Origin of the sequence: Caulobacter sp. Root343 (assembly GCF_001425745.1) — a bacterium.
Lineage (GTDB): Bacteria > Pseudomonadota > Alphaproteobacteria > Caulobacterales > Caulobacteraceae > Caulobacter.
In genome coordinates this window covers 661-26,519 of record NZ_LMDF01000007.1, presented here as the reverse complement: position 1 = coordinate 26,519, position 25,859 = coordinate 661, and the positions used below count along the sequence as shown (strand labels likewise).

Here is a 25,859-nt window from a genome sequence, read left to right as displayed (position 1 = left end):
CGATGAAACTCACCTTCAAACCGCTGGCCGGGCTGCTGCTCGCCGCGACCCTGGCGGGGGCTCCGCTGGGGGCGACCGCCTTCGCCCAGGAGGCCGCGCCCGCGCCGGCCGCCGCTACCGCCGCCGCGCCCGCCGAGGCCGCGCCGGCTCCGGCCGCCGCCCCGGCGCCCGCCGCCGCTCCGACCATCGTGGACAAGTCGGACAAGGGCGACAACGCCTGGATGCTGGTCTCGACCCTGCTGGTCCTGCTGATGATCATCCCCGGCTTGGCCCTGTTCTACGGCGGCCTGGTGCGCGCCAAGAACATGCTGTCGGTGATGATGCAGGTTTCGACCGTCGGCATCATCGGCATCCTGGCCTGGGCTCTCTGGGGCTACAGCTTCGCCTTCACCGACGGCGGCAGCTGGGACACCTTCGTGGGCGGCCTGGGCCGCATCTTCCTGAAGGACGTCACCCCCTCCAGCACCGTCGCCACCTTCTCGACCGGCGTCGTCATCCCTGAACTGACCTTCATCGCCTTCCAGTCGACCTTCGCGGCCATCACCGCCGCCCTGGTCGTCGGCTCGCTGGTGGAGCGCTTCAAGTTCTCGGCGATCGTCGTGTTCGCCGTTCTGTGGCCGCTGCTCTCCTACTATCCGATCGCTCACATGGTCTGGTGGTGGCCTGGTCCTGACGCCATCGCCCTGCACCCGACCGACCCGATCAAGTCGGGCCTGTCCTGGGGCTTCGGCGCCCTCGACTTCGCCGGCGGCACCGTGGTTCACATCAACGCCGGTATCGCCGCTCTGATCGGCGCCCTGATCCTGGGCAAGCGCCAAGGTTACGGCAAGGAACCGATGCCCCCGCACTCGCTGACCCTGACCCTCGTGGGCGCTGGTCTGCTGTGGGTGGGTTGGTTCGGCTTCAACGCCGGCTCGAACCTGGAATCGAACGGTTACGCCTCGCTGGCCATGATCAACACCTTCCTGGCCACCGCCGCCGCCGGTCTGTCGTGGATCGTCGTCGAGTGGGTCACCCGCAAGAAGCCGTCGGCCCTGGGCCTGGCCTCGGGCCTGGTCGCCGGCCTCGTGGCCGTCACCCCGGCCGCCGGCTTCGCCGGTCCGATGGGCTCGATCATCCTGGGTCTGGTCGTCTCGCCGATCTGCATCTTCTTCTGCTCGGTCGTGAAGAACGCCCTGAAGTACGACGACAGCCTGGACGCCTTCGGCATCCATGGCATCGGCGGCATCGTCGGCGCCATCGGCACCGGTCTGCTGGTCAACCCCGCCTGGGGCGGCGCCGGCGTGGTCGACTACGCCAGCTGCGCCAAGGATGGCGACATCTCCACCTGCGACACGGCCGTCTACAACCTGGCCACCCAGGTGATGTCGCAAGTGAAGGCTGTCGGCGTGACGATCATCTGGTCGGCCATCGCTTCGGCCATCGTCTTCTTCATCATCAAGCTGGTCATCGGCGTCCGCGCCTCGGCCGAAGCCGAGGAAGAAGGCCTGGATATCTCGGAACACGGCGAACGCGCCTACCACAGCTAAGCGGTAGGCTCCCGTCGGGAACCGAAGGGCGCGGAAGGGCGCGGAAGGGAAACCTTCCGCGCCCTTTCTCTTTGCGTCTCGCGCTCGTTCGGCCAAGTTGCGACGCTCGCCTGGAGATCACCGTGGACGTCCAACTCTTCCTGCTGTGCGTCCTGACCTTCGTGATCCACCTGGTCGGCGCCCTGGCCTACGCCGTGCGCATCGCTGGCGTCCGCACCCGGCGGATCGCCATGTCGTTCGCCTTGTTCAATGTGTTGGTGCTGCTGTCACGCGCCTCGAATGCCTTCCAAGGCCCGTTCCTGTCCAAGCGGATCGAGAGCAATCTTCTGGCCGGCACGGGCCAGCACCTGCTAGCCGACTTCCAGTGGCTGATGGCCAGCGCCAGCCTGGCGGCCTTGGTCGGCGCCCTGGCCGTTCCGACCGCCCAGCGTCTTTTCACCCGCGCCGTGGCGCACTTCCAGGTCCACCGCTCGGTGCCGAAGCTACTGATGCACGCCTTCGCCAAGGGCGGGATATCCTACATCCGCGACGCGGTCGCCCTGCCCTCGGCACACCACCTCGAAGGGCTGCGGCAGAAGATCGATGTCCCGGCCCGGGTGATCGTGATGAACGTCCTGGCCCAGGCCCTGCTGACGGTCGGAGTCTTCGCCTCGCTTTATGCCGGCTATCTGGACCCGCAGCTGCGGGTCACGGCCATGAGCCTGTCATCGGTGATCAACGGGGTGGCTACGATCCTGCTGTTCGTACTCATCGATCCCGCCTTGTCGATTATGACCGATGACGTGATGGACGGCCGCGTCAGCGAGGCCGCCTTCCGCCGCGCGGTCGTCTGGTTCGCCGGCAGCCGCGTGGCGGGCACGGTCCTGGCGCAAGTTCTGCTAGTCCCGGCGGCGACCGGCGTGGCGATGCTGGCGAGAATGCTCTAGACGCGGCGCGCGCTGAGGATCGGCACGACCGGATCGAGCATTTGCCCCTTCATCACCGGATTGGTCGCCACGCCGGGCGTCGGCAGGTTCAAGATCTTCCGGACGATCTCCATGCCCTTCACGACCTGACCAAAGGCCGCGAAACCGGCGTTGTCGCCCTCGCCAGCCGGATTGGCGTCCAGGTACGGCGCTTCACCCACGCAGATGAAGAAGTCCGAGTCGCCACTGCCCGGCTCTCGGCGGGCCAGGGAAAGCGTGCCATCGACGTGGCGCAAGCCGGTCTGGGTGGTCGGTTCGTGGACGACGGGCTTGAGCACCTTCTTCGGATCACCGGCCAGGCCGCCCTCGATCAGACCATAGTCGACCGAACTGGGCGCCTTGGCCGCTCGCCAGAAGCTGGCCCCGTCGTAGAGCTTGCCATCGACATACTGGAGGAAGTTGGCCGTGGTCAGCGGCGCCTGCTTGGCCTTCAAGGCGATGATGATCGCGCCGAGACTGGTCTCAAGGCTGACGACGACATCACCAGGCCCGGGCATGATCGGCGTCGGCGGCAGGTTTAGCACTTGGCCCTGCGCCAAGCCTGGCGTGGCGGCGAGGCCTGCCAGACCCGTCAGGACGTCACGACGCTTCATGCGGATCTCCTAGCACAGGCGGCAGCGCCGCACCCACCAGTCCGGCCGCATCGCCTCCAGACGCTCGACCAGACCTTCGGCCTCGATGTCGCCGGCGCACAGAGCAAAGCAGGTCGCCCCGGAGCCCGACATCCGGACCAGCAGACTTTCAGGCTCGTCGCGCAGGACGTCCAGCACTTCCCCGATGCGCGGCTCCAGGCTGACAGCCGGCGCCTCCAGGTCGTTGCGCGTGGCCGCCGCCAGCCAGCCGGCGGTCTCCTCCACGCTTTCGAGATTGGACGGCAGGAACGGCCGCGCCGCGCCGCCGGGATGCACGGCCGCGTCATAGGCGCGATAGACCGCGCCAGTCGGCGACGGGACGCCCGGATTGACCAGCACCGCGTGCAGCTCGGGCAGCTTCGGCGCGGGCGTCAGGATCGCCCCTCGCCCCTCGGCCATCAGCGCCGTGGCGCGCAGGCAGGCCGCGCCGTCGGCGCCCAGGCTGGCGGCGATCGGCTCCAGGTCGTCATCGGAAAGATCGGGAGCCAGGGCGTCGCGCAGCAGCTTCAGCGCTGCCCCCGCATCGCTGGAGCCTCCGCCCAGGCCTGCCGCGATCGGCAGGCGCTTTTCCAGGATCAGGCGATACGGCGGAACCGGCCCACCCAGCTTGGCATGGAACGCCTTGGCCGCGCGGATCACGAGATTGTCGTCATCAGCCGAAATCGCGCCGCCGAACGGCCCGGAGATCTCGAAGGCCGGCGCGTCGCTGCGCTGGATCACCACCTGATCACCGACGTCGGCGAAAACCATCAGGCTGGAGATCGGGTGATAGCCCTCGCCGTCCGGCCCGCCCACGTGCAGGAACAGATTGACCTTGGCCGGGGCGAAGGCGGACAGCCGCATGGATTCTCTAGCTCAGCTGGAAGGAAAGTCCGCCCGATAGCTCAGTTGTTGACGACCGTCGACTTGACCGCCGCCGCGCCCGTTGGGCCCAGCCCGTTCTTCAGCTTGGCCTCGGCCTCGGCCTTTTGCTTGTCGTCTGGCTCCAGGCTCAGGACGCGCCGCCACTGGAACTCGGCCTCGGTCTTGCGGCCGATCTTCCAGTACGCGTCGCCAAGGTGGCCGTTCACGTCTGGATCACCCGGCTCCATCTCGACGGCGGCTTCCAGCTTCTCGACGGCGGTCTTGTAGTCACCCAGCCGATAGTAAGCCCAACCTAGCGAGTCGAGCATGGCGCCCGATTGCGGACGCGCGCTGACGGCCTTCTGGACCATGCCCAGCGCCTCGGCCAGATGCTCGTTGCGGTCGATCCACGAATAACCGAGGAAATTCAACAGCTCCGGCTCGTCCGGATTGGCTTTCAGCGCCGCCTGCAGGTCGCGTTCGGCCTCGGGCCAGCGCTTGGCCTGTTCCAGGGCCACGGCGCGCAGATAGAGCAGCCGCCAGTCGGGCTTATCCGTCTCGCGAGCGATGATTGGGTCCAGCACGGCCACGGACTCGCTCCACTGGCCTCCAGCTCGCAGCAGGTCGGCCAGGGCGACATGGGAGTCGCGATCGTTCGGCGCGGCCGTGGCGGCAGTGCGGGCCACCTCTAGCGCCTTGGCCTTGTCGCCCAGGTCGTTCCAGGCCCAGGCGCTCTTGCTCTGGGCCGAGGCATAGTGCGGAGAGCCCGGCGGCACGTGGCCATAAGCCTCGATCGCGCCTTGCGGATCCTCGCTCTGGTTCAGCAGATCGCCGACCAGCACCCAGGCCTCGTCACGGGCCGGATCCAGCCGCAAGGCCAGGCGCAGATAGGCCAGGGCGAACTGGGTCTGGCGCTCGCCGGCGAAGGTGGCGGCGCAGGCCACCAGACCCTCGGCCGCGCCTTGGCGAACGGTCGGCAGCGGCGGCGGCGCGCCCTTGGCGGCCGCGCGGGCTCGGGCCCGCTGCAAACCGAGGTCGCTCGGCGCGGCGCGCAGGGCCGCGTCATAGACGGCCACCGCGTCGGCATGGCGTTTGCGCCGCTCCAGGAACGCGCCGTAGTCGAGCGTGAAGATGCTGGCTGTCGCCGTGTTGGCGGTCAGGGCCTTGTAATCGGTCTCGGCCTCGTCATAGCGCTTGGCCCGTTCGTACAGGCGCGCCTGGCCCTGCTGGCCGAAATACTGGACCAGCTTGTCGGTGCGCAGGGTCGGCTGGACGATCGCGCCCTCGTTGTCCCCGGCCGCGGCCGCGGCCCAGGGCGCCAACAAGGCGGCGGCTTGCTGATGCGGGAAGCCGGGCGGATCGCCCTTCAGCAGCAGCTGGGCGTCCTTGCCCTTGCCGACGGCGATGGATTCGACGACGCGGGTCAGCACGCCCAACCGCTTGATCGCTTCGGTGGCGTCCGGACCGGTCGGGGCGGCCAGGGCCGCGCGGCTGATGTCGCCCGCCAGCAGCAGGGCCGTGAACGAGCGCTCGCCGATCACGCCGGGATCCTCGCCCAGCACCGCGGCCGTACCGAAATAGGTGGCCGCCTCCTTCGATTTGCCGTCGCGCAGAGCCGCCTGGCCCGCCAGGAACTGACCATAGGAGGTGCGGGTGTCGAACAGCGACGCCCCCGCGCCGACGGGGCCTCGCAGCGTCACGTCGCCAGGCGCGGCGCAGGCGGCCAGAACGGAGACGGAAACGCAGGCGAAAAGGACTTTGATACGCGTCATCCGCCCACCCTCGGAGGTTTCGAGGTGGTCCGCAAGAAAAAGCCTCCCGGCCGAAACCGGGAGGCTCGTTCGTGGCGCGCGGGCCTACATGTTCGGGTAGTTCGGTCCGCCACCGCCTTCGGGCGTGGTCCAGACGATGTTCTGCGACGGGTCCTTGATGTCGCAAGTTTTGCAGTGGACGCAGTTCTGGGCGTTGATCTGGAAACGCGGATCCTGCCCCTGCTCGTTGTAGAGCACCTCGTAGACTCCGGCCGGGCAGTAGAGCCGCGCCGGCTCGCCGTACTTGGGCAGATTGACCGCGATCGGGATTGACGGGTCCTTCAGCTTCAGGTGGGCCGGCTGATCTTCCTCGTGGTTGGTGGCCGACAGGAACACCGAGCTCAGCTTGTCAAAGCTGATCACGCCGTCGGGCTTGGGATAGACGATCGGCTTGAAGTCCTTGGCCAGGCCCGTCGAGGCCGCGTCGGTCTTCTCGTGCTTCATCGTGCCGAAGAACGAGAAGCCGCCGAACAGGTGCGTGCACCACATGTCGAACATGCTGACAGCGCCGCCCAGAGCGGTGCCGAACTTGCCAAGCATCGGCTTGGCGTTGCGGACGACCTTCAGCTCCTTGGCCACCCACGATGTCTCGTACGAGGCCTGGTAGGCGGTCAGCTCGTCGCTGGCGCGCCCGGCCTGGACCGCTTCATAGGCGGCCTCGGCCGCCAACATGCCCGTCTTGATCGCGTTGTGGCTGCCTTTGATCCGCGGCACGTTGACGAAACCGGCCGAGCAGCCGATCAGCGCGCCGCCGGGGAAGGTCAGCTTCGGCACCGACTGATAGCCGCCCTCGGTGATGGCCCGCGCGCCGTAGGCGATGCGCTTGCCGCCTTCGAGGTGCGGCTTCACGCTCGGATGCTGCTTGAAGCGTTGGAATTCGTCGAAAGGCGAGATCCAAGGGTTCTTGTAGTTCAGGTGCACGACGTAGCCGATGGCCACGTAGTTGTCCCCGAAGTGGTACATGAAGCTGCCGCCGCCGGTCTGGTTGTCCAGCGGCCAGCCCGTGGTGTGCTCGGCCAGACCGGGCTGATGCTGCTCAGGCGGAACCTGCCACAGCTCCTTGATCCCGAGGCCGTACTTCTGGGGCGACTTGCCGTCGTCCAGCTTGAACTTGCCGATCAGCTGCTTGGCCAGCGAGCCGCGCACGCCCTCGGCGATGAAGACATACTTGCCGTGCAGCTCCATGCCCGGTTGGAAGTCCGGTTTGTGGTGGCCGTCCTTGGCGACGCCGACGACGCCGACGACGACGCCCTTGACCGAACCGTCCTCGTTCCAGACCAAGTCCGAGGCGGCGAAACCGGGATAGATCTCGACGCCCAACTCCTCGGCCTTGGTCGCCAGCCAGCGGGTCAGGTTGCCCAGTGAGGCGATATAGCAGCCGTGGTTGTGCATGAACGGCGGCATGGCGAACATCGGCAGGCTGAGTTCGCCCTGCGGACCCAACAGCTTGAAGCGGTCCTTGGTGACCGGCGTCTCCAGCGGCGCGCCCTCTTCCTTCCAGTTGGGGAAGAGTTCGGCCAGACCCTTGGGATCGATCACCGCGCCGGACAGGATGTGGGCCCCGACCTCGGAGCCCTTTTCCAGCAGGGCAACCGAGATCTCGGTCCCAGCCTTGGCGGCCAGCTGCTTGAGCCGGATCGCTGCCGAGAGGCCCGCGGGACCGCCGCCGACGATGACGACGTCGTATTCCATCGACTCGCGTTCGAGGTCTTCGCTCATGAGGTCTCCCGGCTGGGCCCGTTAGCCCGTCTTATGACTGTTTGAATCACAGCTTATCCGAACGTGACGCGTGGGCGGTCAAGCACCTGTTCTCGCTTTTTTGCTGCGCCGCAGCGTGGAGACCGGGGGCAATCCGCGCTAAGACGGTCGCATGAGCCTCGCCGTCGATCAACGCGCCGTCGAAAGTCTGCTGGCCTTCTGGGCCGATGCGGGCGTCGAGGCCTGCTACGCCGACGCGCCGATCGACCGTCTGGCCGAGGGTGCGGCGATGCTGCGCGCCAAGAGTCAGCCTCCGCCTCCCCCGCCGCCCGCTACTCGTCCGGGCTTGGCCATCGCGCGCGGCCCCGACGTCGGCTCGGCCATCGCCGAGGCGAGGACCGCTGCGGCCGCCTGCAACGACCTTGAGAGCCTGGCCGCGGCCATCGCCGCCTTCGACGGTTGTCCGCTGAAGACACAGGGCGCCAAGCAGGCGGTGTTTTCGCGCGGCGTCGCCGACGCGGCGCTGATGGTCATCGGCGAGGGTCCCGGCGCCGACGAGGACGCTCAAGGCGCGCCGTTCGTCGGTCGGGCGGGCAAACTCTTGGACCGGATGCTGAAAGCCGCCGGTCTCAACGAGCGCGTCTTTATCACCAACACCGTCTTCTGGCGTCCGCCAGGCAACCGCACGCCGACGCCGCAGGAGCAGGCCGTCTGCGCCCCGTTCGTCGAACGCGCCATCGCCCTGGTGAAACCCAGGATGCTGCTGCTGGCTGGGGGGGCCTCGGCCAAGGCCATGCTGAAGCGCGACGAGGGCATCCTGTCGATGCGCGGCCGCTGGTTCGAATGGACGTCGGAGGACAAGTCCGTCGAGCTTCCGGCCATGCCGACCCTGCACCCGGCCTTCTTGTTGCGCACCCCCGCCCAGAAGAAGAAGGCTTGGCAGGACCTTCTGACGCTGACCGAGCGACTTGATCGTCCGGACCGCCCGCACTAGAACTTCGCGACCAGTCGAAACGGGGGACGCGCGCCTTGGGGGCAGCGCGGATCGAGTTTGCAGCTTTGGGCTCGCCTTGTGGCCGCGCTTTCGGCCCTTTTCCTGTGCGTGACGGCCACCGCCGTCCACGCCGGCAGCCTCGACCCTCTGTCTCAGGACGACGTCCGTTACTACCGGGCCGCCTTCGCGGCGATCGACCGGGGCGATTTCGACGCCGCCGAAGCCGCCTACGCCAACGCCCGTGACCATAGCCTGGCCGGCCGCCTGGCCTTCGCCAAGGTCATGCATCCGACGTTGTATTCGGCCAGCTACGACGATCTCACGGGATGGCTGAAGCGCTACGCTGACGAGGCCGGCGCCGATCGGGTCTACGCCCTGGCCATCAAGCGCAAGCCGGCCGGCAAGCGTGTCGCCGCCCCGCCCGTCCCCATCCTGTTCATGGCCGACGAGAACGGTCCGCCGCCGGCCGACAAGGGACGCGCCGCCCGCGAGGCCTATTATTCCGGTGACGTGAAAAAGGCTTTGACCCTGGCGATCGCCGGCGGCGAGCGTTGGATCGCGGGCTTGGCCGCCTTCCGCCTGGGCGCACCCGCCAAGGCTCAGGATTTCTTCGAGCAGGTCGCCAACGATCCGAACGAAGATGAGTGGCTGCACGCCGCTGGCGCCTTTTGGGCCGCCCGGGCCGCCAGCCAAGTCGGCAAGGCCGGCCAAGCGCAGGCCCTGCTGATCCAGGCCGCCCACGCTCCGCAGACCTTCTACGGCATGATCGCCGCCCGCCAACTGGCCCTCACCGGCGTGGCCATGCCCAATGATCCCGATGATCCGATCGCGGCCCTGATCAGCCGCGCCGCCTATGCTGGCCCCGACACCGCCTCGCTGAGCCAACTGATGCAGGTCGACCCGCGCGCCCGCCGCGCCGCCGCCCTCGCCCAGATCGGCCGTTGGCGCGAAGCCGGCCTGGAGCTGCGCGCTGGCCTGTCCTTGGCCGACACCGACGCCCTGCGCGCCGACTGGACCACCCTGGCCCTGGCGCTGAACGCCAATGCGCCGCTGAACGGCGGCCGGGCGATCAAGCGGGTCGGCGGTGAGGACTATCCGCTGCCGCCGCTGGAGCCGATCGGCGGCTTCACCATCGACAAGGCCCTCGTCTACGCCCTGGTGCGCCAGGAGAGCCGTTTCGATCCGCTGGCCGTTTCCAACGCCGGGGCCATGGGGCTGATGCAGGTGCGCCCGGTCGCCGCCGCCCGCGCCGCCGGCGACGACAAGCTGCTAACCGACAGCACACCGTTGTTCGATCCGGCCTTCAACCTGCGGGTCGGCCAGGACTATTTCACCTGGCTGATGGATCGCGGCCTGCAGAGCCCCGACATCCTGCGCGCGGTCGCGGCCTATAACGGCGGCCCCGGTACGCTGAACAAGGCCGTGGCCCAACTGGGCGCCGACTGCGACAGCCTGCTGCTGATCGAGAGCCTGCCGGCCCAGGAGACCCGCAACTACGTCGAGAAGGTGATGGCCAGCTACTGGACCTATCGCCGGCTGATGGGCGCGGAGACCAAGACCCTGGACGCGGTGGCGAGCGGCGCGCAGCTCGTGGACTTCCGCCTCGACTCACAGATCCTGCAGCCCACCTCGATCGACCAGCTGGTCGCCACGCTTCAGTAGCCGGCGAGTTTAGTAGCTCAAGCGACGAGCCTTCAGCGCCTTCGCCAGGGCCTTTTCGTCGCCAACGACCGCCGGCCAGTCCAATCGACGCACGACCACGCCGTGCAGGCGCGGTGAAAGCTTGCTCAGCATTCCGCCCGGGACCGTCAGGTAGGCCGGCGCCCCCGCCCCGCCCGCCAAGTGCTTCTCGACCGGCTCGCGCCAGCCTTCGCGCAAGGCCGGAGCCGACCGCAGAGTCAGGATCCAATCGCCCCGCGCCACCGCCGCGCCGGCTGACAGCCTCACCCCGACCTCGCCCGGCGCCTTCACCAGGCGCGCGCCGCTGTCCTCGGCCAGGGCTTCGACACCAGGCTCGCCATCGGCGACCAGGATCACCTCCTTGACCAGGCCATCCACGGCGGCGGGCACCAGCATGGCCATCTGAGCGGCCAGGCCTGTCAGGTCTTCGGAAGCGACAAGGACAACGGAGATCATGCCCCTGCTTGGCCAGAGGGCGCGGCGGGGGTCAAGAGCCGCTTTCTCGTCACCCGCCCGCAGCGGGGCGGAGAGCATGGACCGCCCTCTACGGACCAAACAGATCCATCTGCGCGCTCCTCGGCCGGGGCGGCGTGAATTGGGTGGCGTCCAGCGGCGTCCAGGGCTGATCCAGGCCGAACTTCTTGACCGCCAGGTGAAAGCGCTGGCGCAGCACCTCGGCTACCGGCCCGTCGCCGATCATCCGTTCGCCCCAGTTGGCGCTGTAGGTCTCGCCCTTGCGAATCTGGCGCACCAGCGACATGACCTTGCGCGCTCGGTCCGGATAGTCGGTCTCGAGCCACTCCTCGAACAGCTGGGCGATCTCGCGCGGCAGACGCAGGGCCACATAGCCCGCGCCCCGCGCCCCGGCCTTGGCCGAGGCTTCCAGCACGGCTTCGACCTCGTGGTCGTTGAGGCCGGGAATGGCGGGGGCGAACATCACCGTCACCGGCACGCCGGCTTCGGTCAGCCGCCGCACCGCCTCGATCCGCTTGCCCGGCGTCGCCGCCCTGGGCTCCATGCTGCGCGCCAGTCGCCGATCCAGGGTTGTGATCGAGATCGCCACCCGCGTCAGCTTGCGCGCCGCCATGGCGCTGAGCACGTCGAGGTCGCGCAGGATCAAGGCTGACTTGGTGATGATCGTGAACGGATGGCTGTAGCGCTCCAGCGTCTCGATCACCTGCCGTGTGACGCGCAACTGCTTCTCGTCGGGTTGGTAGGGATCGGTGTCGCCGCCGATATGGATCGTGGCCGGCTTGTAGCTGGCCTTGGCCAACTCCTTCTCCAGCAGTTCGCCAGCGTGCGGCTTGAAGAAGATCTTGCTCTCGAAGTCGAGGCCCGGCGACAGGCCGAGATAGGCATGGTTGGGCCGCGCGTAGCAATAGATGCAGCCGTGGCTACAACCGCGATAGGGATTGATCGAGCGGTCGAAACCGACGTCCGGGCTCTGGTTGCGGGCGATGATCGTCCGCGACTTCATCGGCTGCAGCTCGGTCTTCAACTGCTTGGGCTCGTCCTCCCCCTCCTCGGTCCAGCCGTCGTCGAACGCTTCGCGCGCCTGCGACTCGAAACGTCCGGTTCGATTGGATTTCGCACCCCTTCCTCGGGGCGCGGGCTTCAATTTCACTGCCTCGGTCATGAGGGCGACTATGCGCCGGCAATTGGAACATAACAAGAACACACTTTCGCAGCCGCCCGTGCGCCAATCCGCCGCATACCCCTCCAGGGAGGCGTCAGGTTTTGGAAAGGTGGCTTCCCGCATCCTGCCTTCACGGCAGTGCAAGGTTTGCACGCTCGAGCGCGAGGCCGCCTGATGTCGGATCGGATCCTGATCGTCGATGACGACCCCGTGGTGCGGCAGTTCGTCGAACTGGTGCTGACCCAGCAGGGCTACGCGACGTCGTCCGCCGCGACGTCGGAGACGGCTCTACAGGTGCTGGGACGCGAGAGCTTTCACCTCGTCCTGCTGGACATCAACATGCCCGGCATGACCGGCCTCGATATCCTACGCGTGATGCGCTCGCGCCCGAAGCGGCCGAAGATCCTGATGATGACCGCGCATCGCGATTCCCAAACGATCATGAAGGCCATGCAGCAAGGCGCCGACGGCTATTTGGCCAAGCCGTTCCAGCCCCTGGACCTGATCAAGCGCGTGGAGACGGTGCTTCGCGGACCGGCCCCGCCGAGGTCGGCGCCGGCAAAAGCGCCCGGCGACGAGATCATCCTGGACTAAGGCCCTACTGCTTGCGCTTCTGCGCGTCGTTGGCCTGGAAGTCACCCTTGCGCTTGGGGTCGTGCGCATGGTGGACGTCGCCCTCGCCGCCACCGCCGGAGACCTTGGCGTGTCGGCTGTAGCGGTCCGGATCGTCGGGATCCTTCACCGTCGGATCAGGCCTCGGCTTGTCGCGGTTCTCGTGGCTCGCGCCGGGTCCGCCCCAGCGTTCGGTGTTGTCGGTCGATTGGGCCATGGGTTCCTCCTGGCTTTGAGGAGGGAACCCCGGCTCGACCGGCCAAGTTCCGAGAATGCGTGGCGGCGACAAGCGCCGCCACGCCCAGGTTCAAGCTTGCTTTTCGGCGGCGACCTTCATGTTGGCCAGACCGGTCTCGAAGTCCTTGCCGATCATCTTGTCCATGTTGAAGAACAGGCCCATCAACTTGGAGATGTAGGGGCTCTTGCCTTCCATGGTCCACGTGACCCTGGTGGCCGCGCCTTCCGGCTCGAACACGAAGCGGCCGGTGTTGCTGGCCTTGAACGGCTTGAGGAAGTCGAGCTTGAACACGACCTCGCGGGCCGGAACCACCTTCTGGATCTCCATGCGGCCTGCGCCGACCTTGTCGTTGCCGGACCAGGCGTAGGCCGAGCCGACGCCGGCGGCAGGCCCTTCGTAGGTGCGGCTCATGCCTGGATCCATCTTCTCCCACGGTGACCAGGCGCCCCACTGATGAAAGTCCTGGACCAGGCCGACCAGCCTTTCAGCCGGCGCGTTAATTACCGCGGTGCGCTTGACGACGAAGCTGTTCGGCCGAGTGGCCGCGAAGCCGAGCACCGCAACGATGGCGACGACGATGACGAGCAGTACGATCTTCAACATGAGCCCTCTCCCTTTGTGTTCTGTTCCTCTTATGCCTTGGGCGTCGTGGCCAGGGACCAGCGAACACCGAACTTGTCCTTCAGCTGACCGTACCGATCCCCCCAGAACATCAACTCGATCGGCATGACGACCTCCAAGCCTTCCTTGACGGCCTGCTCCCACGCCGCGTCAACGTCGGCCACCTGCAGGTGCAGAGTGTAGGCCTGCGGCTTTTCGGGGTTGAAGCCGTGCTCGGGGAAGAAGTCGCTGACCATCAGGTTGCCGCCGTTGATCTCCAGGTGGCAATGGATCAGCCGACCGTCGTCGTCCTTGTAGGGCAAACGCAGCAGCTCGCGGGCGCCGAAGGCGCGCTGATAGAGGGCCGAAGCCTCGGCCGCGCCTTCCAGGTTGATGTAGGCGATGACACCGGTCAGGGGCGGCGATTGGTCGGTCATGACGTTTTCCTTTGCGCTCTCGACGCCGCCTGTCGCGGCCTCGAAGCAAGGACGGACGCGATGTCCGCTGTCCGACACTAGGACGAAGATTTTTTCGCATCCGCGGAGACGCGATCCAGGTACTGGCGAATATTGGCCGCCTCGGCGGCCGTGTTGGCCAGGGAGATCGCGCGATCGAAGGCCTGGCGGGCTTCAGCCTGGCGACCGGCCTGCAGCAAGAAGGCGCCGCGCGCGCCGTGGAAATGAAAATAGCCGTCGAGACGCGTGGCCAGCGGCTCGATCATCTCGAGCGCCGCCGCGGGGCCGCGCACCTTGGCGACGGCCACCGCCCGGTTCAGGGTGACCACCGGCGACGGCTGCATCCTTTCCAGCACCGCGTAGAGCTGGTCGATCTCGACCCAGTCGGTGTCCTCGGGCTTCGCGGCCCGGGCATGCAGGGCGGCGATGGCGGCTTGGACTTGGTAGGGACCCGGCGCGCGCTTGAGCATGGCCTTGTCGATCAGAGCCAGCCCCTCCCCGATCATTTTGCGATTCCAAAGGCCTCGATCCTGATCTTCCAGCAGGATCGCATTGCCGTCTGCGTCAAAGCGGGCGTCCGAGCGGGCGTGCTGGATCAACAGCAGCGCGGTCAGCCCCATCATCTCCGGCTCGGCCGGAAACAGACGCAGCAGCAGGCGGGCCAGGCGGATGGCTTCGTCGCACAATCCGCCCCTAGCCTCGACGGCCCTGCCGCTGGCCGAATAGCCTTCGTTGAAAACGAGGTAGAGCATCGCCGCCACGGCCGCGAAACGCTCGGCGCGCTCGATCGGCCCGGGGGCTTCGAACGAGGCCTCGCCGGCCCCGATCTTGGCCTTAGCCCGGGTGATCCGCTGCTCCATGGCCGCCTCGCTGACCAGGAAGGCGCGCGCGATCTCCCTCACCGAAAGCCCCGAGACGATCCGCAGGGCTAGGGCGATCTGCTGGGTGGCCGGCAGGTCCGGATGGCAGCAGATGAACAGCAATCGCAGGACGTCGTCGCGATAGTGCGAGCCGTCGAGGCGCTCGGCGGCCTCGGCCTCGGCGTCCTCGAGATCGGACAGCAGCTCCTCGGGTGGCAGCACCGTGTTGCGGCTGGATTTGCGCACCGCGTCGATGGCGGCGTTGCGGCCGACCATGATCAGCCAGGCGGTCGGATCGCGCGGCGGCCCGTTCTTGGGCCACGCCTTGAGGGCGCGCAGGCAGGCGTCCTGGAACGCCTCCTCCGCCGCGTCCATCTCACGGAAATAGCGCAGCAGCGCCGCCATGGCCTGGGGCCGGGCGGCGGTGATCGCGCCTTCGATCCAGCCGAGGTCCGTCACGCGCCCACGGCTCCCCCCATGGCGCCCGAAGCGGCTCCCGGCTGGAACAGCGCGATCGGACGGATCTCGTAGGAGCCGCCCGGATTGGCCTTACCCAGGTCCTTGGCGATCTCCAGCGCGCCATCCAGCGAGTCGCAGTCGACGACGTAGAAGCCCAGCAGCTGTTCCTTGGTCTCGGCGAATGGGCCGTCCAGTACCAGGGCCGGCTCGCGGTCCTTGCGCAGGGTGGTGGCGGCGGTGGTCGGCATCAGGCGGGCGACGGGGCCCAGCCGGCCCTCGCGGCTCAGGCGCTCCTGCACCGTCATCAGCTTCTGCATCACACCGTCCTCGTGCTCCTTGGACCAGGCGCAGATGACGTCTTCTTGGTTGTAGCAAAGTATGGCGTACAGCATGGGCGATCCTCTTCTCCCGTTTCAAGGACGGCGGACTATGCCCGCATCCGACAGGGCCTCGAAGATTTTTTGGATCAGCGCGTCAGCGCGCGCAGCCGACGTCGGACCGGCTCGTCGTAGAGCTTCAAGACGCCCCAGGCGCCCAGCACGATGACCACCATCGCGGCGATGGCGAAGGTCCAGGGATAGCCATGGCCGCCGAACGCTTTGTACAGCCGCAGCATCAGCTCCCAGCCGACCCAGTGCAGGATGTAGAGCGGGTACGAGATGGCGCCGCTCACCCGGCAGACCTTCCCGAGGAGGCCGTCGGGGTCGCGCCGGCCGGCCAGCACGATCAGCGGAAAGGCCAGGCTGACGCAGGCGAAATCGTAGAGCCAATTCAAAGGGGTCCACGGGAAACTCAACACCGCCGCCAATACGACAGCCAGCAGCCAGACGGGGACTGTCGCGGCGACATAGGCCCGGATCCGATAGCAGCCGAAACCCAGCAGGAACGGCAGGGCCGTGCGCAGCAGGCCGATCCAGAAGGTGGCGCGGTCCCAACCTGTCTGCACCCCGCCCATGCCGTGACTGATAAAGACCATGGCGCAGCCGAAGCCCACGATCAGCAGCACGTGGCCCATGACGTTGATCCGCCGCAGCGGAAACCATAGGGCGCTGGCGGCCAGCTCCAGGAACAGCGACCAACTGGGCGGATTCAGCGGAAACAGCGGCGAGAACATCGCCTCGTCCGGCCACACCCGAGGGATCATCAACAGGCCCAGGGCGATCCAGCCCGGCAGCCGCTCACGATGTTCGATGGTCACCGCCGCGCCGGCTAGCATGGTGATGGCGATCAACGGCCACAGGCGGATCAGGCGGTCGCGCATATAGCCCAGCCAGCCGATCTCGCGACGGCCGTAGGCGTGGGCCAGGACAAAGCCCGACAGGCAGAAGAAGAAGTCGACGGCCAGATAGCCGTGGACCGCCAGCCACGGCCGGCCGGTCCAACCCCCGACGTGGTAGAGCATGACAGCGAACGCCGCGACGCCGCGCAGGCCGTCCAGCGCCTCGTATCGTCGTCCCGCGTCCTGCTCTCGCAAGCCCGTTTCCCCCGCTCCCCGTCCTTGCTTGCCAAGGTGGAGCGGTCGACGCAACTCAGGTCTTCGGTTTCTCCAGCAGCAGCGCCTTGGTCAGGAAGGCCCGATCCTCGCCGATCACCCGCAGACCGGCCTCGGCGAACAATGCCGGCAGGTCGGTCTCGGCGTAGGTTCCGTAGTACGGCTCGTGGAAATAGACCGGAAAGGCCTCCAGCAGTCGGGCCAGGTCGGGTGTGTCGACCGGCTGGATCGAGTCGACGAAGACCAGCACGCCGCCGGGCTTCAGCACCCGCGCCAGACTGGCCGCCACGACCGGGCGCACGCGCGGCGGCAGTTCGTGGAACAGATAGACACAGGTCACCGCGTCCAAAGACGACTCCGCGAACGGCAGCGCTTCCACATTGGCTTGGATCGCGCCGATGCCCGCGCGCTTGCGAGCCTCGGCCAGATAGGCCGCGGAGAGGTCGAGGCCCGCGATGGCCGCCCGAGGGAAGGTCGCCTTCAGGTCCTTGAGAAAGGCGCCCGAGCCGCAGGCCGCGTCGAGGATTTTCGCGTCTCGGTGATCGCGACCGCGCCAGTGCCGGGCCAGCAACGACAGCCCTCGCCGCCGCATGGCTCCGGCCGTGCCGGAGAACAGCGCCTCGACCTGGGCCTCGTAGCGCCGGGCGCTCTCGGCCGTGAACCAACCGCCCGACTGATAGTGAAAGTTCTGGCGATAATAGTTGGGATAAGCTCGACCATTATCTTCATTGCGCGCCTCGACGCCGTCGCCACGTCTGCGGCGCTGGTCGACCTCGAAGGCGTCGGCGATGAAGTCGGCGGCCTCGCGCAGGGAAGCGGAGGGACGGACGGGACCGTCATCGGCGGCGGGATAGAGGCCGGCGGCGACGTCGCGGGCGTCCTTCTCGAAAGCCTCCAGATAGGCTTGGCGCAGGCTGGTCTTGACGGTCGGTCCTGACTTGGGCGCGAAACGCCGGGCCTGCTCGCCTTTCGTCGGTTGGGTCAAGGATCGAGCGAGGCTTCCGGTGGCCGTCCACCAGGCCGCCTTGACCGCGGCCCTGGCGCGCTGGCTTACGGCGTCGACCGCGAAGGCCCCTCTCGCGCGCTGCGCGTCCACCTTGAGCTCATCCATGCTGGCCTCAGCGCGAGAACACCCCGACCAGTTCAATATGGGGCGACCAGACGAACTGGTCCACTGGCAGCACCTTGTCCAGGCGGAAGCCGGCGTCGACCAGGACGCGGGCGTCCTTGGCGAAGGTCGCCGGATTGCACGACACGCTGATCACCTTGGCGACCTTCGAACGGGCCACCTCCACGGTTTGTTCGGCCGCCCCGGCGCGCGGCGGATCGACGACCACCACGTCGGTCTTGGCCAGCTCGGTCGTCAGCACTGGACGGCGGACCAGATCGCGAGCCTCGGCGGTGATCGGCTTGAGGCCCGATATCGAGCCGAGGGCGACCTTCAAGGCGGCCACCGCCGGCGCGGCGCTGTCGGCGGCATGGACCGCGCCGATCTCGGCCAGGCGGAACGTGAAGGTGCCCACGCCACAATAGAGGTCGGCGATACGGCTGGCCCCTTGCGCTTCCGCGACCGCGAAATCGACCATGGCTCGCTCGGCGGCCGGCACGGCTTGTAGGAAACTGCCGGCCGGCAGGGCGACCACGGCGGGTCCCAGCTTCACCAGCGGCTGGCGAGCGCCGTAGACGGTCTCCCCAGCCAGGGTCACCCGCGCGAAGTCGCCCTCGCCCGCCGCCATGGCCGCGCGCATCCGGGCGTCCGCCGACAAGCCGCCGCTCTTGCGCTCCACGCCGGTGACATCGATGTCCAGGCCCGTGGCGGTCAGGGTGACGTGCAGGGTCGGCGCCGATTTGGGATGCTCCAGGAACGGCTCGGCCAAGCGCGACAGCGCCGGCAGGGCCGCGACGATGCGGGGATCGGTGACCGGGCACTCCTCGATCGGCACGAGGTTCCAGGACCGACGCTCCTTGAAGCCCAAAGCGGCCCCGCCCTTCACCTTGCGGGCGTGCAGAGCCACCCGGCGGCGCGAGGCCGGCGGGGCGGCGAAGGTCGGCAGGATCTCGGTCTCCAAGCCTTCCATCGACAGTTGGATGCGGACCTGCTCGGCCTTCCAGGCCAGATAAGGCTCGGCGGCCCAGTGCTGCAGGGCGCAGCCGCCACAGACGCCGAAGTGCCGGCAGGGCGGCGTGACGCGGTCGGCGCTGGCCTTGAGGATCTCGGCGATCTCGCCACGCGCGCCATCCATGTGGGCGAGGATGGTCTCGCCGGGCAGGGTCAGGGGCACGAAGGCCGGCTTGCCGTCGCCGGTCCGCGCGAGACCGTCGCCCTGGGCGCCGACGGCGTTGATCATCATTTCTTGCATTTGCCGTCCATACCCCAAAAACAGGGCTTGAGCGCGGGCCGTGAATGATTTTCCGTGCGGGTGAACAAAGCTGAATAGTCCGGTCAGGCGCCGTTCATGTTAGCCGGGCCATTCCTACATCAACGGACGGACTTGGGCGGTCGGCGCGGACGCGGCGGACGCCCACAAAAAGACAAGCTCTCTCATGACCCTCTCTCTCAAGACCGCGACCGCCTCAACGAGCAGGACTCCGATGATCAAGACCGTTCTGGGCGTGACCGCCGCCCTCGTCTGCGGCGTGCTGACGCCGACCCTGGCCTCGGCCCAGGCCTACGGCTCGTCGAGCTATGGCAGCGGCGCCTACGACAACCGAGGCTACTACTACGACCCCTGCCAGCGCTCGACGACCAACCGCACCACGGGCGGCGGTCTGGCCGGCGCCGGCATCGGCATGGCGCTTGGCAGCGGCATCGCCGCGCGCGGTCACCGCACCGACGGCGCGGTCCTGGGCGGCGTGCTGGGCGCGGTGGTCGGGTCGATGGCCGGCAAGAGCTCGGCCGCCTGCCGTCCCGGCCAGGCTCCGCCGCCGCCTCCCCCGCCGCCGGCCGCCTACAATGGTTCCTACGAGGATCCGGCCTATCGCTCGGGCTCGTATGAGGACGCCCGCCGCGACGCCGATCGCGACAGCTATTACGAGCGCAGCTACGAGCGTCGCGAAGGCTATCGCGTCAGCGACCGCAGCGGTCAGGCCGACGTCAACGGCTGCACCCTGGCCGAAAGCCCGATCTACCTGCCGGACGGCCGCGTCCAGAAGCGCTTCGTGCGCGTCTGCCCAGACGCCAACGGCAAGTACCAGGTCGTCGACTAGGTCCGACCGACCATCTTGTGGAAGACGATCGGCCGTCCCTCGGGGCGGCCGATTTCGTTTAGTCCTTGGTCGCCCAGACCAGGCGCTCGACCTGGCCCTCGCCGCCCCTGATGGGGCTTTCGGCCAGGCCCTTCACCGACCAGCCGGACGCCTCCAGGAAATCGACGACCTCGCGCTCGACGCGGGCGATGGTCTCGGGATCCTTCACGAGGCCGCCCTTGCCGACATTGCCGCGCCCCGCCTCGAACTGCGGCTTGATCAGCGCCACCAGATCCGCGCCGGCCTCCGCCAGACCCAGCGCGGCCGGCAGGGCCTTGATCATCGAGATGAAGCTGACGTCGCTGACGACCAGGGCCGGCGGCGTCGAGATCAGGCTCTCGTCCAGCGCCCGGGCGTCGACGCCCGACAGCTCGACGACGCGGGGGTCGCCCCTGAGCTTGGCGTGCAGCTGCTCACGTCCGACATCGACCGCGAACACCCGGGTCGCGCCCCGCGAAAGCATCACCTCGGTGAACCCGCCGGTCGAGGCGCCGACGTCGACGGCGACGCGCCCCTCCACGGCGATCGGCCAGAGATCCAGCGCATGGACCAGCTTCAGCGCCCCGCGTCCCACCCACGGATGAGCAGCCTCGGCGACGATCTCGACGTCCTTCTCGACCGTTTCGGCCGGCTTGAGGATCACCTTGCCCGCGATCGACACCAGTCCGGCCTCCACGGCCGCGCGAGCCTTGGAGCGGCTGTCGAAGACGCCCCGCTCGACGAGCAACTGATCGATGCGCTTGCGGGCCATGCGGCCTCCTGAAAACTCTGGGTTCGCCGTTTAGCACGGGCTTGCGGCCAAGGTCTCTTCGGGATCAACTGAACAGTGATCACCGGCGCATCAGACGCCGGTCCCGTCGGGAGGGAATTCAATGCATTTCAGCCGCCGCGGCCTGATGGCCGCCACCGCCGCGATCGCGGCCGCGCCTTCGGCCTTCGCCAAGCTCGGGACGTCCGCCGCTCCGACGCCGTGGACGCCCGACGCCACCGAGATCGCCGGCCGCATCCGCCGCAGGGAGATCAGCGCCGTCGAGGCCGTCGAGGACGCCATCCGCAAGGCCGAGGCGCTGCAGCCTCAGGTCCAGGCCCTGGTCGATTCCGATTTCGATCGCGCCCTGGCCAGGGCCAAGACCGGCCAGATCTCGGGTCCGTTCGCCGGCGTGCCGTTCCTGGTCAAGGACCTGGATCCCTACAAGGGCGTTCCCACACGCTATGGCACGCGCGCCAGCCTGGGGGCGAAGCCGGAGACGGCGCAGACCGCCTATATCGACGCCTTCGACGCGGCCGGCTTCGTGACGATCGGCAAGTCGGCGACGCCGGAATACGGCTTCCTGCCCACCACCGAGCCGATGGGCTTCCTGCCCACCCGCAATCCCTGGAACACCAAGCATTCGTCGGGTGGCTCGTCCGGCGGGGCCGCGGCGGCCGTCGCCTCGGGCATCGTGCCGATCGCCCACGCCAGCGACGGCGGCGGCTCGATCCGCATCCCCTCGTCGAACTGCGGCCTGTTCGGGCTCAAGCCCTCGCGCGGCCGGATGATCGAGAACCGGCCCAGCAGCCGGGGCATCGACCTGTCGGTTTCGCACTGCGTGGCCCACAGCGTTCGCGACTCCGCCGCCTTGTTCGCCGCCACCGAGCGCACGGACGCCGGCGCTCCGTTCAAGCCAATCGGGGTGGTCACCGCGCCTCTGAAGCGGAAGTTGAAGATCGGCCTGGTCATGAACACCGGCACGGGCCTGACGCCCCATCCAGAGGTGCAGGCCGCCGTCAACAACGCCGCCAAGCTGCTGAAGGACCTCGGACACAAGGTCGAGCCGACCGCCTGGCCGATGGACGGCGCCCAGTTCGGCCAGGACTTCACCTTGCTGTGGGCCAGCGGCGCGGCGGAACTGGTCGCCGGCATCGGCAAGGCCATGGGCCGCAAGCCCGATACGAGCGTGCTGGAGCCGTTCAGCCTGGGCATGGCCGAGCTGGTCGGCAAGCTGCCGCAAGCCGCCCTGCCTGCCGCCATTCAGCGCCTGAACGCCAATATCGGCGCCTATGACGCCTGGCTCTCCAAGTACGACGTCATCCTGTCGCCCGTGCTGGGCATGCCGCCGGTCGAGCTGGGCTATGTCGCCGGCTGGGTCCCGTTCGAAGAGCTGCAGGCCCGCCTGACGGCCTATGTCGGCTACACCCCGGTGCAGAACGTCGCCGGCGCCCCGGCCATGAGCGTGCCGTTGCACTGGACGGCGGACGGCCTGCCGGTCGGCGTCCAGATCGCCGGTCGCGCGGGCGGCGAAGCCACGTTGCTGGGCCTGGCCTATCAGCTGGAGGAAGCCCAGCCGTGGGCGCACAAGAGACCGCCGGTCAGCGCGTAGTCAACTAACACTGTCATCCCGGGCGAAGCGCAGCGAAGACCCGGGACCGCAAAAGGCGTCGGCGCTTCCGGCGGTCCCGGCTCGGCGCGCTTCGCGCTTGGCCGGGATGACAGCTTTCACGGCCTATCCCTCGACAAACACCTTCTTCAGCTCGTTCTTCATGATCTTGCCGTTGGCGTTGCGCGGCAGGGTCTCGTGCCAGAACACCACCTTGACCGGCACCTTGAAGGCCGCCAAGCGATCGGCGACGAAGGCGCGCAGCTCGGCCTCGGTGGCCTCCGCGCCCGGTTTCAGGGTCACCACGGCCGCCGGCTCCTCGCCCAGGGTCTTGTGCTCGATGCCGACCAGGGCCGCGTCCATCACCGCCGGGTGGTCGTAGAGGCAGTTCTCGACCTCGATGCAGTAGATGTTCTCGCCGCCCCGGATCAGCATGTCCTTGGCGCGGTCGATGATGAAGCAGAAGCCCTCGGCGTCGAGGCGCGCCAGGTCGCCCGTGCGCACCCAACCGTCGATGAAGGTCTGGGCCGTGGCCTCGGGCTTGTTCCAGTAGCCGCGCACCACCTGGGGCCCCTTGCACCACAGCTCGCCGACCTCGCCGATCGGCAGCTCGCGATACGGCGCCTCGACGGTCATGATCTTGAGGTCCGTGACGGGTACGGCGGGCCCGCAGCTGTCGGGACGGTTCTCGTAATCCTCGGCCGAGTTCGAGGTGGCCGTGGCCGACGTCTCCGTCATGCCCCAGCCGTTGCCCGGCGAGGCCTTGGGCCAGATCTCCTTGATCTTGCGCACCAGTTCCGGGGCCGACGGCGCGCCGCCATAGGCCACGGCCTCGATCGACGACAGGTCGTACTTCTCGCGGTTGGGGTGCTCGATGATCTGCCAGGCGATGGTCGGCACCCCGCCCATCTGAGTCAGGCGCTCGTCCTGGATCAGCTGCATGGCCTTGTCGGGATCCCACTTGCGGATCATGGCCAGCTTGGCCCCGCCGAACAGCGAGGGATTCAGCACCGCGAAGCAGCCGGTGGCGTGGAAGAACGGCACCGAGATCAGCGAGCCCTTCTGCGGCAGGTTGGGGTCGGGCTGGGGCGGCGCCTCGCCGCGGCGCAAGAAGCTGCGTGCGCCCGCGGCGGCGGCGGCGAAGATGTTGCTGTTGACGTTGCGGTGGGTGCCGATCGCGCCCTTGGGTTTCCCCGTGGTGCCCGAGGTGTAGAAGATCGTCGCGTCGTCGTCGGGGCCGATCGGCACGGTCGGCATCGGCTTTTCGTCCAGCTTGATCCAGTCGTTCGGACAGCCGATCACGCCTTCCAGCCGCTTCACGTACGGGTGGGCGATCTCCTCCTTGGCGCGGCTGACATAGACGCGTTCCAGCGTCGGGCAGTTGTCGAAATGCTCGGCCAGGCGTTCGAAGCGCTCGACGTCGACAATGGCCAGGCGCGCCCCGGAATCGACCAGGCCATATTCCAGCTCCGCCCCCGTCCACCAGGCGTTCAGCGGCGTGACGATCGCCCCCAGCGACAGGGCCGCGTAGAAGGCCACCGGCCATTCGGGCAGGTTGCGCATGACGATGGCGACGCGATCGCCCTTCTGCAGGCCGAAGGCCTCCAGCTCGGCGGCCATCACGGTCACGGCGCGATAGAAGGCCTCGAAGCTGACGCGCTCGTCCTCGTGGACCAGGAAGATCTTCTCGCCATGGGCGCGGCCGACCAGAACGGTGTCGCGCAACGTCGGCGGAGCGTTCTTCCAGGTCCGGGTCTTCACGCCCCGGATCTCGACCTCTTCCATCTCGCCGGGCGTGCCGGGGGCGGTGATCAGGGCGTAGGCCTGCTGCACGGACATCGCCGGCCACGGCGCGGGCTTGGACGCGGCTTGGGGGGCGGCCTGGGTCATGTTTACTCTCCCGGTATGGTGTCGCGCCTTGTTGATCGAGCGCGTTCGCTGAAGACAGAGCACAGCCCGAAGCCGGATGCAAACGTACGTTTGATCCAAAGAGAACATTGATAACCTAGGTGGCGCGACCGCCGGTTTACGCCGGGTCATCACACCCTGGATTGGGCAAGGCCTTGCGCTCCCGCTTGGCGACCTCACATGCCCTGACAAGGCGTGGAGTCGCCGCTATTCGAGGGAAGAGGTTCCGATGCGTGTCCTGCTCACCGGCTTGGCGGCCGCCGCCAGTCTGGCCTTGGCCATCCCGGGCGCGACCGCCGCCGCGCCGCGCCTTCCCGCCGCCGCCCAGGCGCCCGACGCGGCCCTGAAGGCGCGGATCGACGGCGTGCTGGACCGCGCCATCGCCGAGCAGCGCCTCGTGGGCGTCGTCGTCCTGGTCGCCCGGGATGGCAAGCTGGTCTACCACCGCGCCGCCGGCCTGGCCGATCGCGAAGCCAACCGGCCGATGACCGAGGACGCCGTCTTCCGCTTCTCGTCGGTGACCAAGCCGTTCGTCAGCGCCGCCCTGATGCGCCTGGTCGAACAGGGCAAGATCAAGCTCGACGCGCCGGTAACCGCCTATCTGCCCGACTTCAAGCCGAAACTGGCCGACGGGACGACGCCGGTCATCACCATCGCCCAGCTTCTGGACCACACCGCCGGCCTGACCTACGGCCTCGCGGAAGGCCCTTCCCACCCGTACCACAGGCTGGGCGTCTCGGACGGGATCGACCTGTCCGGCCTCAGCCTCGACGAAAACGTCCGCCGCATCGGCCAGGCGCCCCTGGCCTTCACGCCGGGCTCGGCCTGGCGCTACTCCGTCGCCATCGACGTGCTGGGCGACGTGATCGAGAAGGCGGCCGGCAAGCCCTTGCCCGAGGTCGTCGCCGAGACCGTGACCCTGCCGCTGGGCCTGAAGGACACCGGCTTCCTGGCCAAGACCCCCGCCCGCCTGGCCACGCCCTACGCCAACGCCCAGCCGACGCCGGCCAGGATCACCGACAATCAGGACGTCCCGCTTGGCCCGACCGCCGTCCGCTTCGCCCCCAGCCGCGCGACGCATCCGGAAGAATTTCCGTCGGGCGGCGCCGGCATGGTCGGTACGGCCGGCGACGTGCTGACCTTCCTGGAGGCGATCCGCAAGGGCGGCGCGCCAATCCTGAAGGCCTCGACCGTCGCCGAGATGATGAAGGACCACACCGGCCCACAGGCGGCGACGCAAGGTCCCGGCTGGGGCTTCGGCTATGGCTGGGCGGTGCTGGACGATCCGGCGGTCGCCAAGACCCCGCAGGCGGCCGGCACGCTGGCCTGGGGCGGCGTCTATGGCCACAACTGGTTCGTCGACAAGAAGAACGGCCTGACCGTGGTGCTGATGTCCAACACCGCCTTCGAGGGCATGAACGGCCAGGTGACGCGGGAACTGCGTGACGCGGTGTACGGGCGATAGCGCCATGGCATGCGTCCTCCGCTTCACGCGGTTTCGAGGCGAGTCACTGGCCCCCTCCGCGCTTCGCGCTCCTCCCCCGGAGGGGGAAGAAGGTCATCCTTCCGCCCCCTCCGGGGGCGGACGACCACGCGGAGCGTGGTCNTCACTGGCCCCCTCCGCGCTTCGCGCTCCTCCCCCGGAGGGGGAAGAAGGTCATCCTTCCGCCCCCTCCGGGGGCGGACGACCACGCGGAGCGTGGTCAGGTGGGGGCAAGTGACATCGGCTTCACGCGGCATTCCGCTGAAGTTGGTGGGGAGGCGACGGAGCGGCCGGGCGAACCCGGATGACCGTGGGTGTTTGTGTGCGTTTCGGTTCGTCGTCCGCTCCGCCAGGCTGTTCT

24 protein-coding genes are annotated in these 25,859 nt (G+C 68.1%); 8 read left to right on the top strand and 16 right to left on the bottom strand.

Annotated elements, in window-relative coordinates:
• The first annotated feature begins 2 nt into the window (after positions 1–2).
• Positions 3–1,529 carry an ammonium transporter gene (locus ASC70_RS12840; RefSeq protein WP_047406250.1) on the top strand — a complete coding sequence of 509 codons (1,527 nt, stop codon included), beginning with the start codon at positions 3–5 and terminating at the stop codon, positions 1,527–1,529.
• A gap of 122 nt (positions 1,530–1,651) precedes the next feature.
• Complete coding sequence (locus tag ASC70_RS12835; RefSeq protein WP_056050668.1) at positions 1,652–2,455, top strand: lipid II flippase Amj family protein; 804 nt, start codon at positions 1,652–1,654, stop codon at positions 2,453–2,455.
• Here the strand turns inward: ASC70_RS12835 and ASC70_RS12830 are convergent.
• The 4 genes from ASC70_RS12830 to ASC70_RS12815 all read right to left on the bottom strand — a co-directional run bounded on the left by ASC70_RS12830 (position 2,452) and on the right by ASC70_RS12815 (position 7,499).
• Positions 2,452–3,087, bottom strand: coding sequence for a peptidylprolyl isomerase (locus ASC70_RS12830; RefSeq protein ID WP_056050667.1), 636 nt, complete (start codon positions 3,085–3,087; stop codon positions 2,452–2,454). The two genes, ASC70_RS12835 and ASC70_RS12830, sit on opposite strands and share 4 nt — an antisense overlap.
• Before the next feature lie 9 nt (positions 3,088–3,096).
• Complete coding sequence (locus tag ASC70_RS12825) at positions 3,097–3,969, bottom strand: 4-(cytidine 5'-diphospho)-2-C-methyl-D-erythritol kinase (protein WP_056050665.1); 873 nt, start codon at positions 3,967–3,969, stop codon at positions 3,097–3,099.
• A gap of 41 nt (positions 3,970–4,010) precedes the next feature.
• Positions 4,011–5,741: a tetratricopeptide repeat protein gene (locus tag ASC70_RS12820; protein ID WP_056050663.1), complete on the bottom strand. Its 1,731-nt coding sequence runs from the start codon at positions 5,739–5,741 to the stop codon at positions 4,011–4,013.
• Between the two features lie 84 nt (positions 5,742–5,825).
• Complete coding sequence (locus ASC70_RS12815; RefSeq protein ID WP_056050661.1) at positions 5,826–7,499, bottom strand: electron transfer flavoprotein-ubiquinone oxidoreductase; 1,674 nt, start codon at positions 7,497–7,499, stop codon at positions 5,826–5,828.
• Between the two features lie 151 nt (positions 7,500–7,650).
• On the opposite strand from ASC70_RS12815, the gene ASC70_RS12810 reads away from it, so the two are divergent.
• Positions 7,651–8,472 carry a uracil-DNA glycosylase gene (locus tag ASC70_RS12810; protein ID WP_056050659.1) on the top strand — a complete coding sequence of 274 codons (822 nt, stop codon included), beginning with the start codon at positions 7,651–7,653 and terminating at the stop codon, positions 8,470–8,472.
• 57 nt (positions 8,473–8,529) lie between these two features.
• On the top strand, positions 8,530–10,134 hold the full coding sequence (locus ASC70_RS12805) for a lytic transglycosylase domain-containing protein (RefSeq protein ID WP_056050657.1): 1,605 nt from the start codon (positions 8,530–8,532) through the stop codon (positions 10,132–10,134).
• A 9-nt stretch (positions 10,135–10,143) separates the two neighbouring features.
• On the opposite strand, the gene ASC70_RS12800 is transcribed toward ASC70_RS12805, so the two are convergent.
• The gene (locus ASC70_RS12800) at positions 10,144–10,608 is read right to left on the bottom strand and encodes a hypothetical protein (RefSeq protein WP_056050654.1); all 465 of its coding nucleotides are present in this window, start codon (positions 10,606–10,608) and stop codon (positions 10,144–10,146) included.
• Between the two features lie 88 nt (positions 10,609–10,696).
• Entirely contained in the window at positions 10,697–11,788 is a 1,092-nt protein-coding gene (locus tag ASC70_RS12795; RefSeq protein ID WP_056050652.1) for a PA0069 family radical SAM protein, read from the bottom strand.
• Positions 11,789–11,962: 174 nt separating this feature from the next.
• Between ASC70_RS12795 and ASC70_RS12790 the strand changes: the two genes are divergently transcribed.
• Positions 11,963–12,382, top strand: coding sequence for a response regulator transcription factor (locus ASC70_RS12790; protein ID WP_056050648.1), 420 nt, complete (start codon positions 11,963–11,965; stop codon positions 12,380–12,382).
• Positions 12,383–12,386: 4 nt separating this feature from the next.
• Here the strand turns inward: ASC70_RS12790 and ASC70_RS12785 are convergent, their stop codons facing one another.
• The 8 genes from ASC70_RS12785 to ASC70_RS12750 all read right to left on the bottom strand — a co-directional run bounded on the left by ASC70_RS12785 (position 12,387) and on the right by ASC70_RS12750 (position 18,864).
• A complete protein-coding gene (locus tag ASC70_RS12785; protein ID WP_056050646.1) occupies positions 12,387–12,617 on the bottom strand; it encodes a hypothetical protein in 231 nt (76 codons plus the stop codon).
• A gap of 90 nt (positions 12,618–12,707) precedes the next feature.
• A complete protein-coding gene (locus ASC70_RS12780; RefSeq protein ID WP_056050644.1) occupies positions 12,708–13,241 on the bottom strand; it encodes an SRPBCC family protein in 534 nt (177 codons plus the stop codon).
• A 29-nt stretch (positions 13,242–13,270) separates the two neighbouring features.
• Positions 13,271–13,675 (bottom strand): glyoxalase/bleomycin resistance/extradiol dioxygenase family protein, encoded by a 405-nt coding sequence (locus ASC70_RS12775; RefSeq protein WP_047407124.1) that lies wholly within the window; start codon positions 13,673–13,675, stop codon positions 13,271–13,273.
• Positions 13,676–13,752: 77 nt separating this feature from the next.
• The gene (locus ASC70_RS12770; RefSeq protein ID WP_056050643.1) at positions 13,753–15,012 is read right to left on the bottom strand and encodes an RNA polymerase sigma factor; all 1,260 of its coding nucleotides are present in this window, start codon (positions 15,010–15,012) and stop codon (positions 13,753–13,755) included.
• Entirely contained in the window at positions 15,009–15,404 is a 396-nt protein-coding gene (locus ASC70_RS12765) for a YciI family protein (protein ID WP_056050641.1), read from the bottom strand. Before ASC70_RS12765 ends, ASC70_RS12770 begins: the two co-directional genes overlap by 4 nt.
• 74 nt (positions 15,405–15,478) lie before the next feature.
• Positions 15,479–16,486 carry an acyltransferase gene (locus ASC70_RS12760; RefSeq protein WP_056050640.1) on the bottom strand — a complete coding sequence of 336 codons (1,008 nt, stop codon included), beginning with the start codon at positions 16,484–16,486 and terminating at the stop codon, positions 15,479–15,481.
• 55 nt (positions 16,487–16,541) lie between these two features.
• Positions 16,542–17,615, bottom strand: a complete 1,074-nt coding sequence (locus tag ASC70_RS12755; protein WP_056050638.1) for a class I SAM-dependent methyltransferase — start codon at positions 17,613–17,615, stop codon at positions 16,542–16,544.
• 7 nt (positions 17,616–17,622) lie between these two features.
• Complete coding sequence (locus ASC70_RS12750) at positions 17,623–18,864, bottom strand: class I SAM-dependent RNA methyltransferase (protein WP_056050636.1); 1,242 nt, start codon at positions 18,862–18,864, stop codon at positions 17,623–17,625.
• A 184-nt stretch (positions 18,865–19,048) separates the two neighbouring features.
• Here ASC70_RS12750 and ASC70_RS12745 point away from each other — a divergent pair, with 184 nt between their 5' ends.
• Positions 19,049–19,711, top strand: a complete 663-nt coding sequence (locus tag ASC70_RS12745) for a hypothetical protein (RefSeq protein ID WP_082539704.1) — start codon at positions 19,049–19,051, stop codon at positions 19,709–19,711.
• Positions 19,712–19,769: 58 nt separating this feature from the next.
• Here the strand turns inward: ASC70_RS12745 and ASC70_RS12740 are convergent, their stop codons facing one another.
• Positions 19,770–20,501 (bottom strand): TlyA family RNA methyltransferase, encoded by a 732-nt coding sequence (locus ASC70_RS12740; RefSeq protein WP_056050632.1) that lies wholly within the window; start codon positions 20,499–20,501, stop codon positions 19,770–19,772.
• Between the two features lie 121 nt (positions 20,502–20,622).
• Here ASC70_RS12740 and ASC70_RS12735 point away from each other — a divergent pair, with 121 nt between their 5' ends.
• Positions 20,623–22,110 carry an amidase gene (locus tag ASC70_RS12735; protein WP_056050630.1) on the top strand — a complete coding sequence of 496 codons (1,488 nt, stop codon included), beginning with the start codon at positions 20,623–20,625 and terminating at the stop codon, positions 22,108–22,110.
• A 123-nt stretch (positions 22,111–22,233) separates the two neighbouring features.
• Here ASC70_RS12735 and ASC70_RS12730 read toward each other — a convergent pair whose 3' ends face one another.
• Positions 22,234–23,997, bottom strand: a complete 1,764-nt coding sequence (locus tag ASC70_RS12730; RefSeq protein WP_056050629.1) for a class I adenylate-forming enzyme family protein — start codon at positions 23,995–23,997, stop codon at positions 22,234–22,236.
• A gap of 247 nt (positions 23,998–24,244) precedes the next feature.
• Between ASC70_RS12730 and ASC70_RS12725 the strand changes: the two genes are divergently transcribed.
• Positions 24,245–25,480: a serine hydrolase gene (locus ASC70_RS12725; RefSeq protein WP_082539703.1), complete on the top strand. Its 1,236-nt coding sequence runs from the start codon at positions 24,245–24,247 to the stop codon at positions 25,478–25,480.
• Positions 25,481–25,859 lie beyond the last annotated feature (379 nt).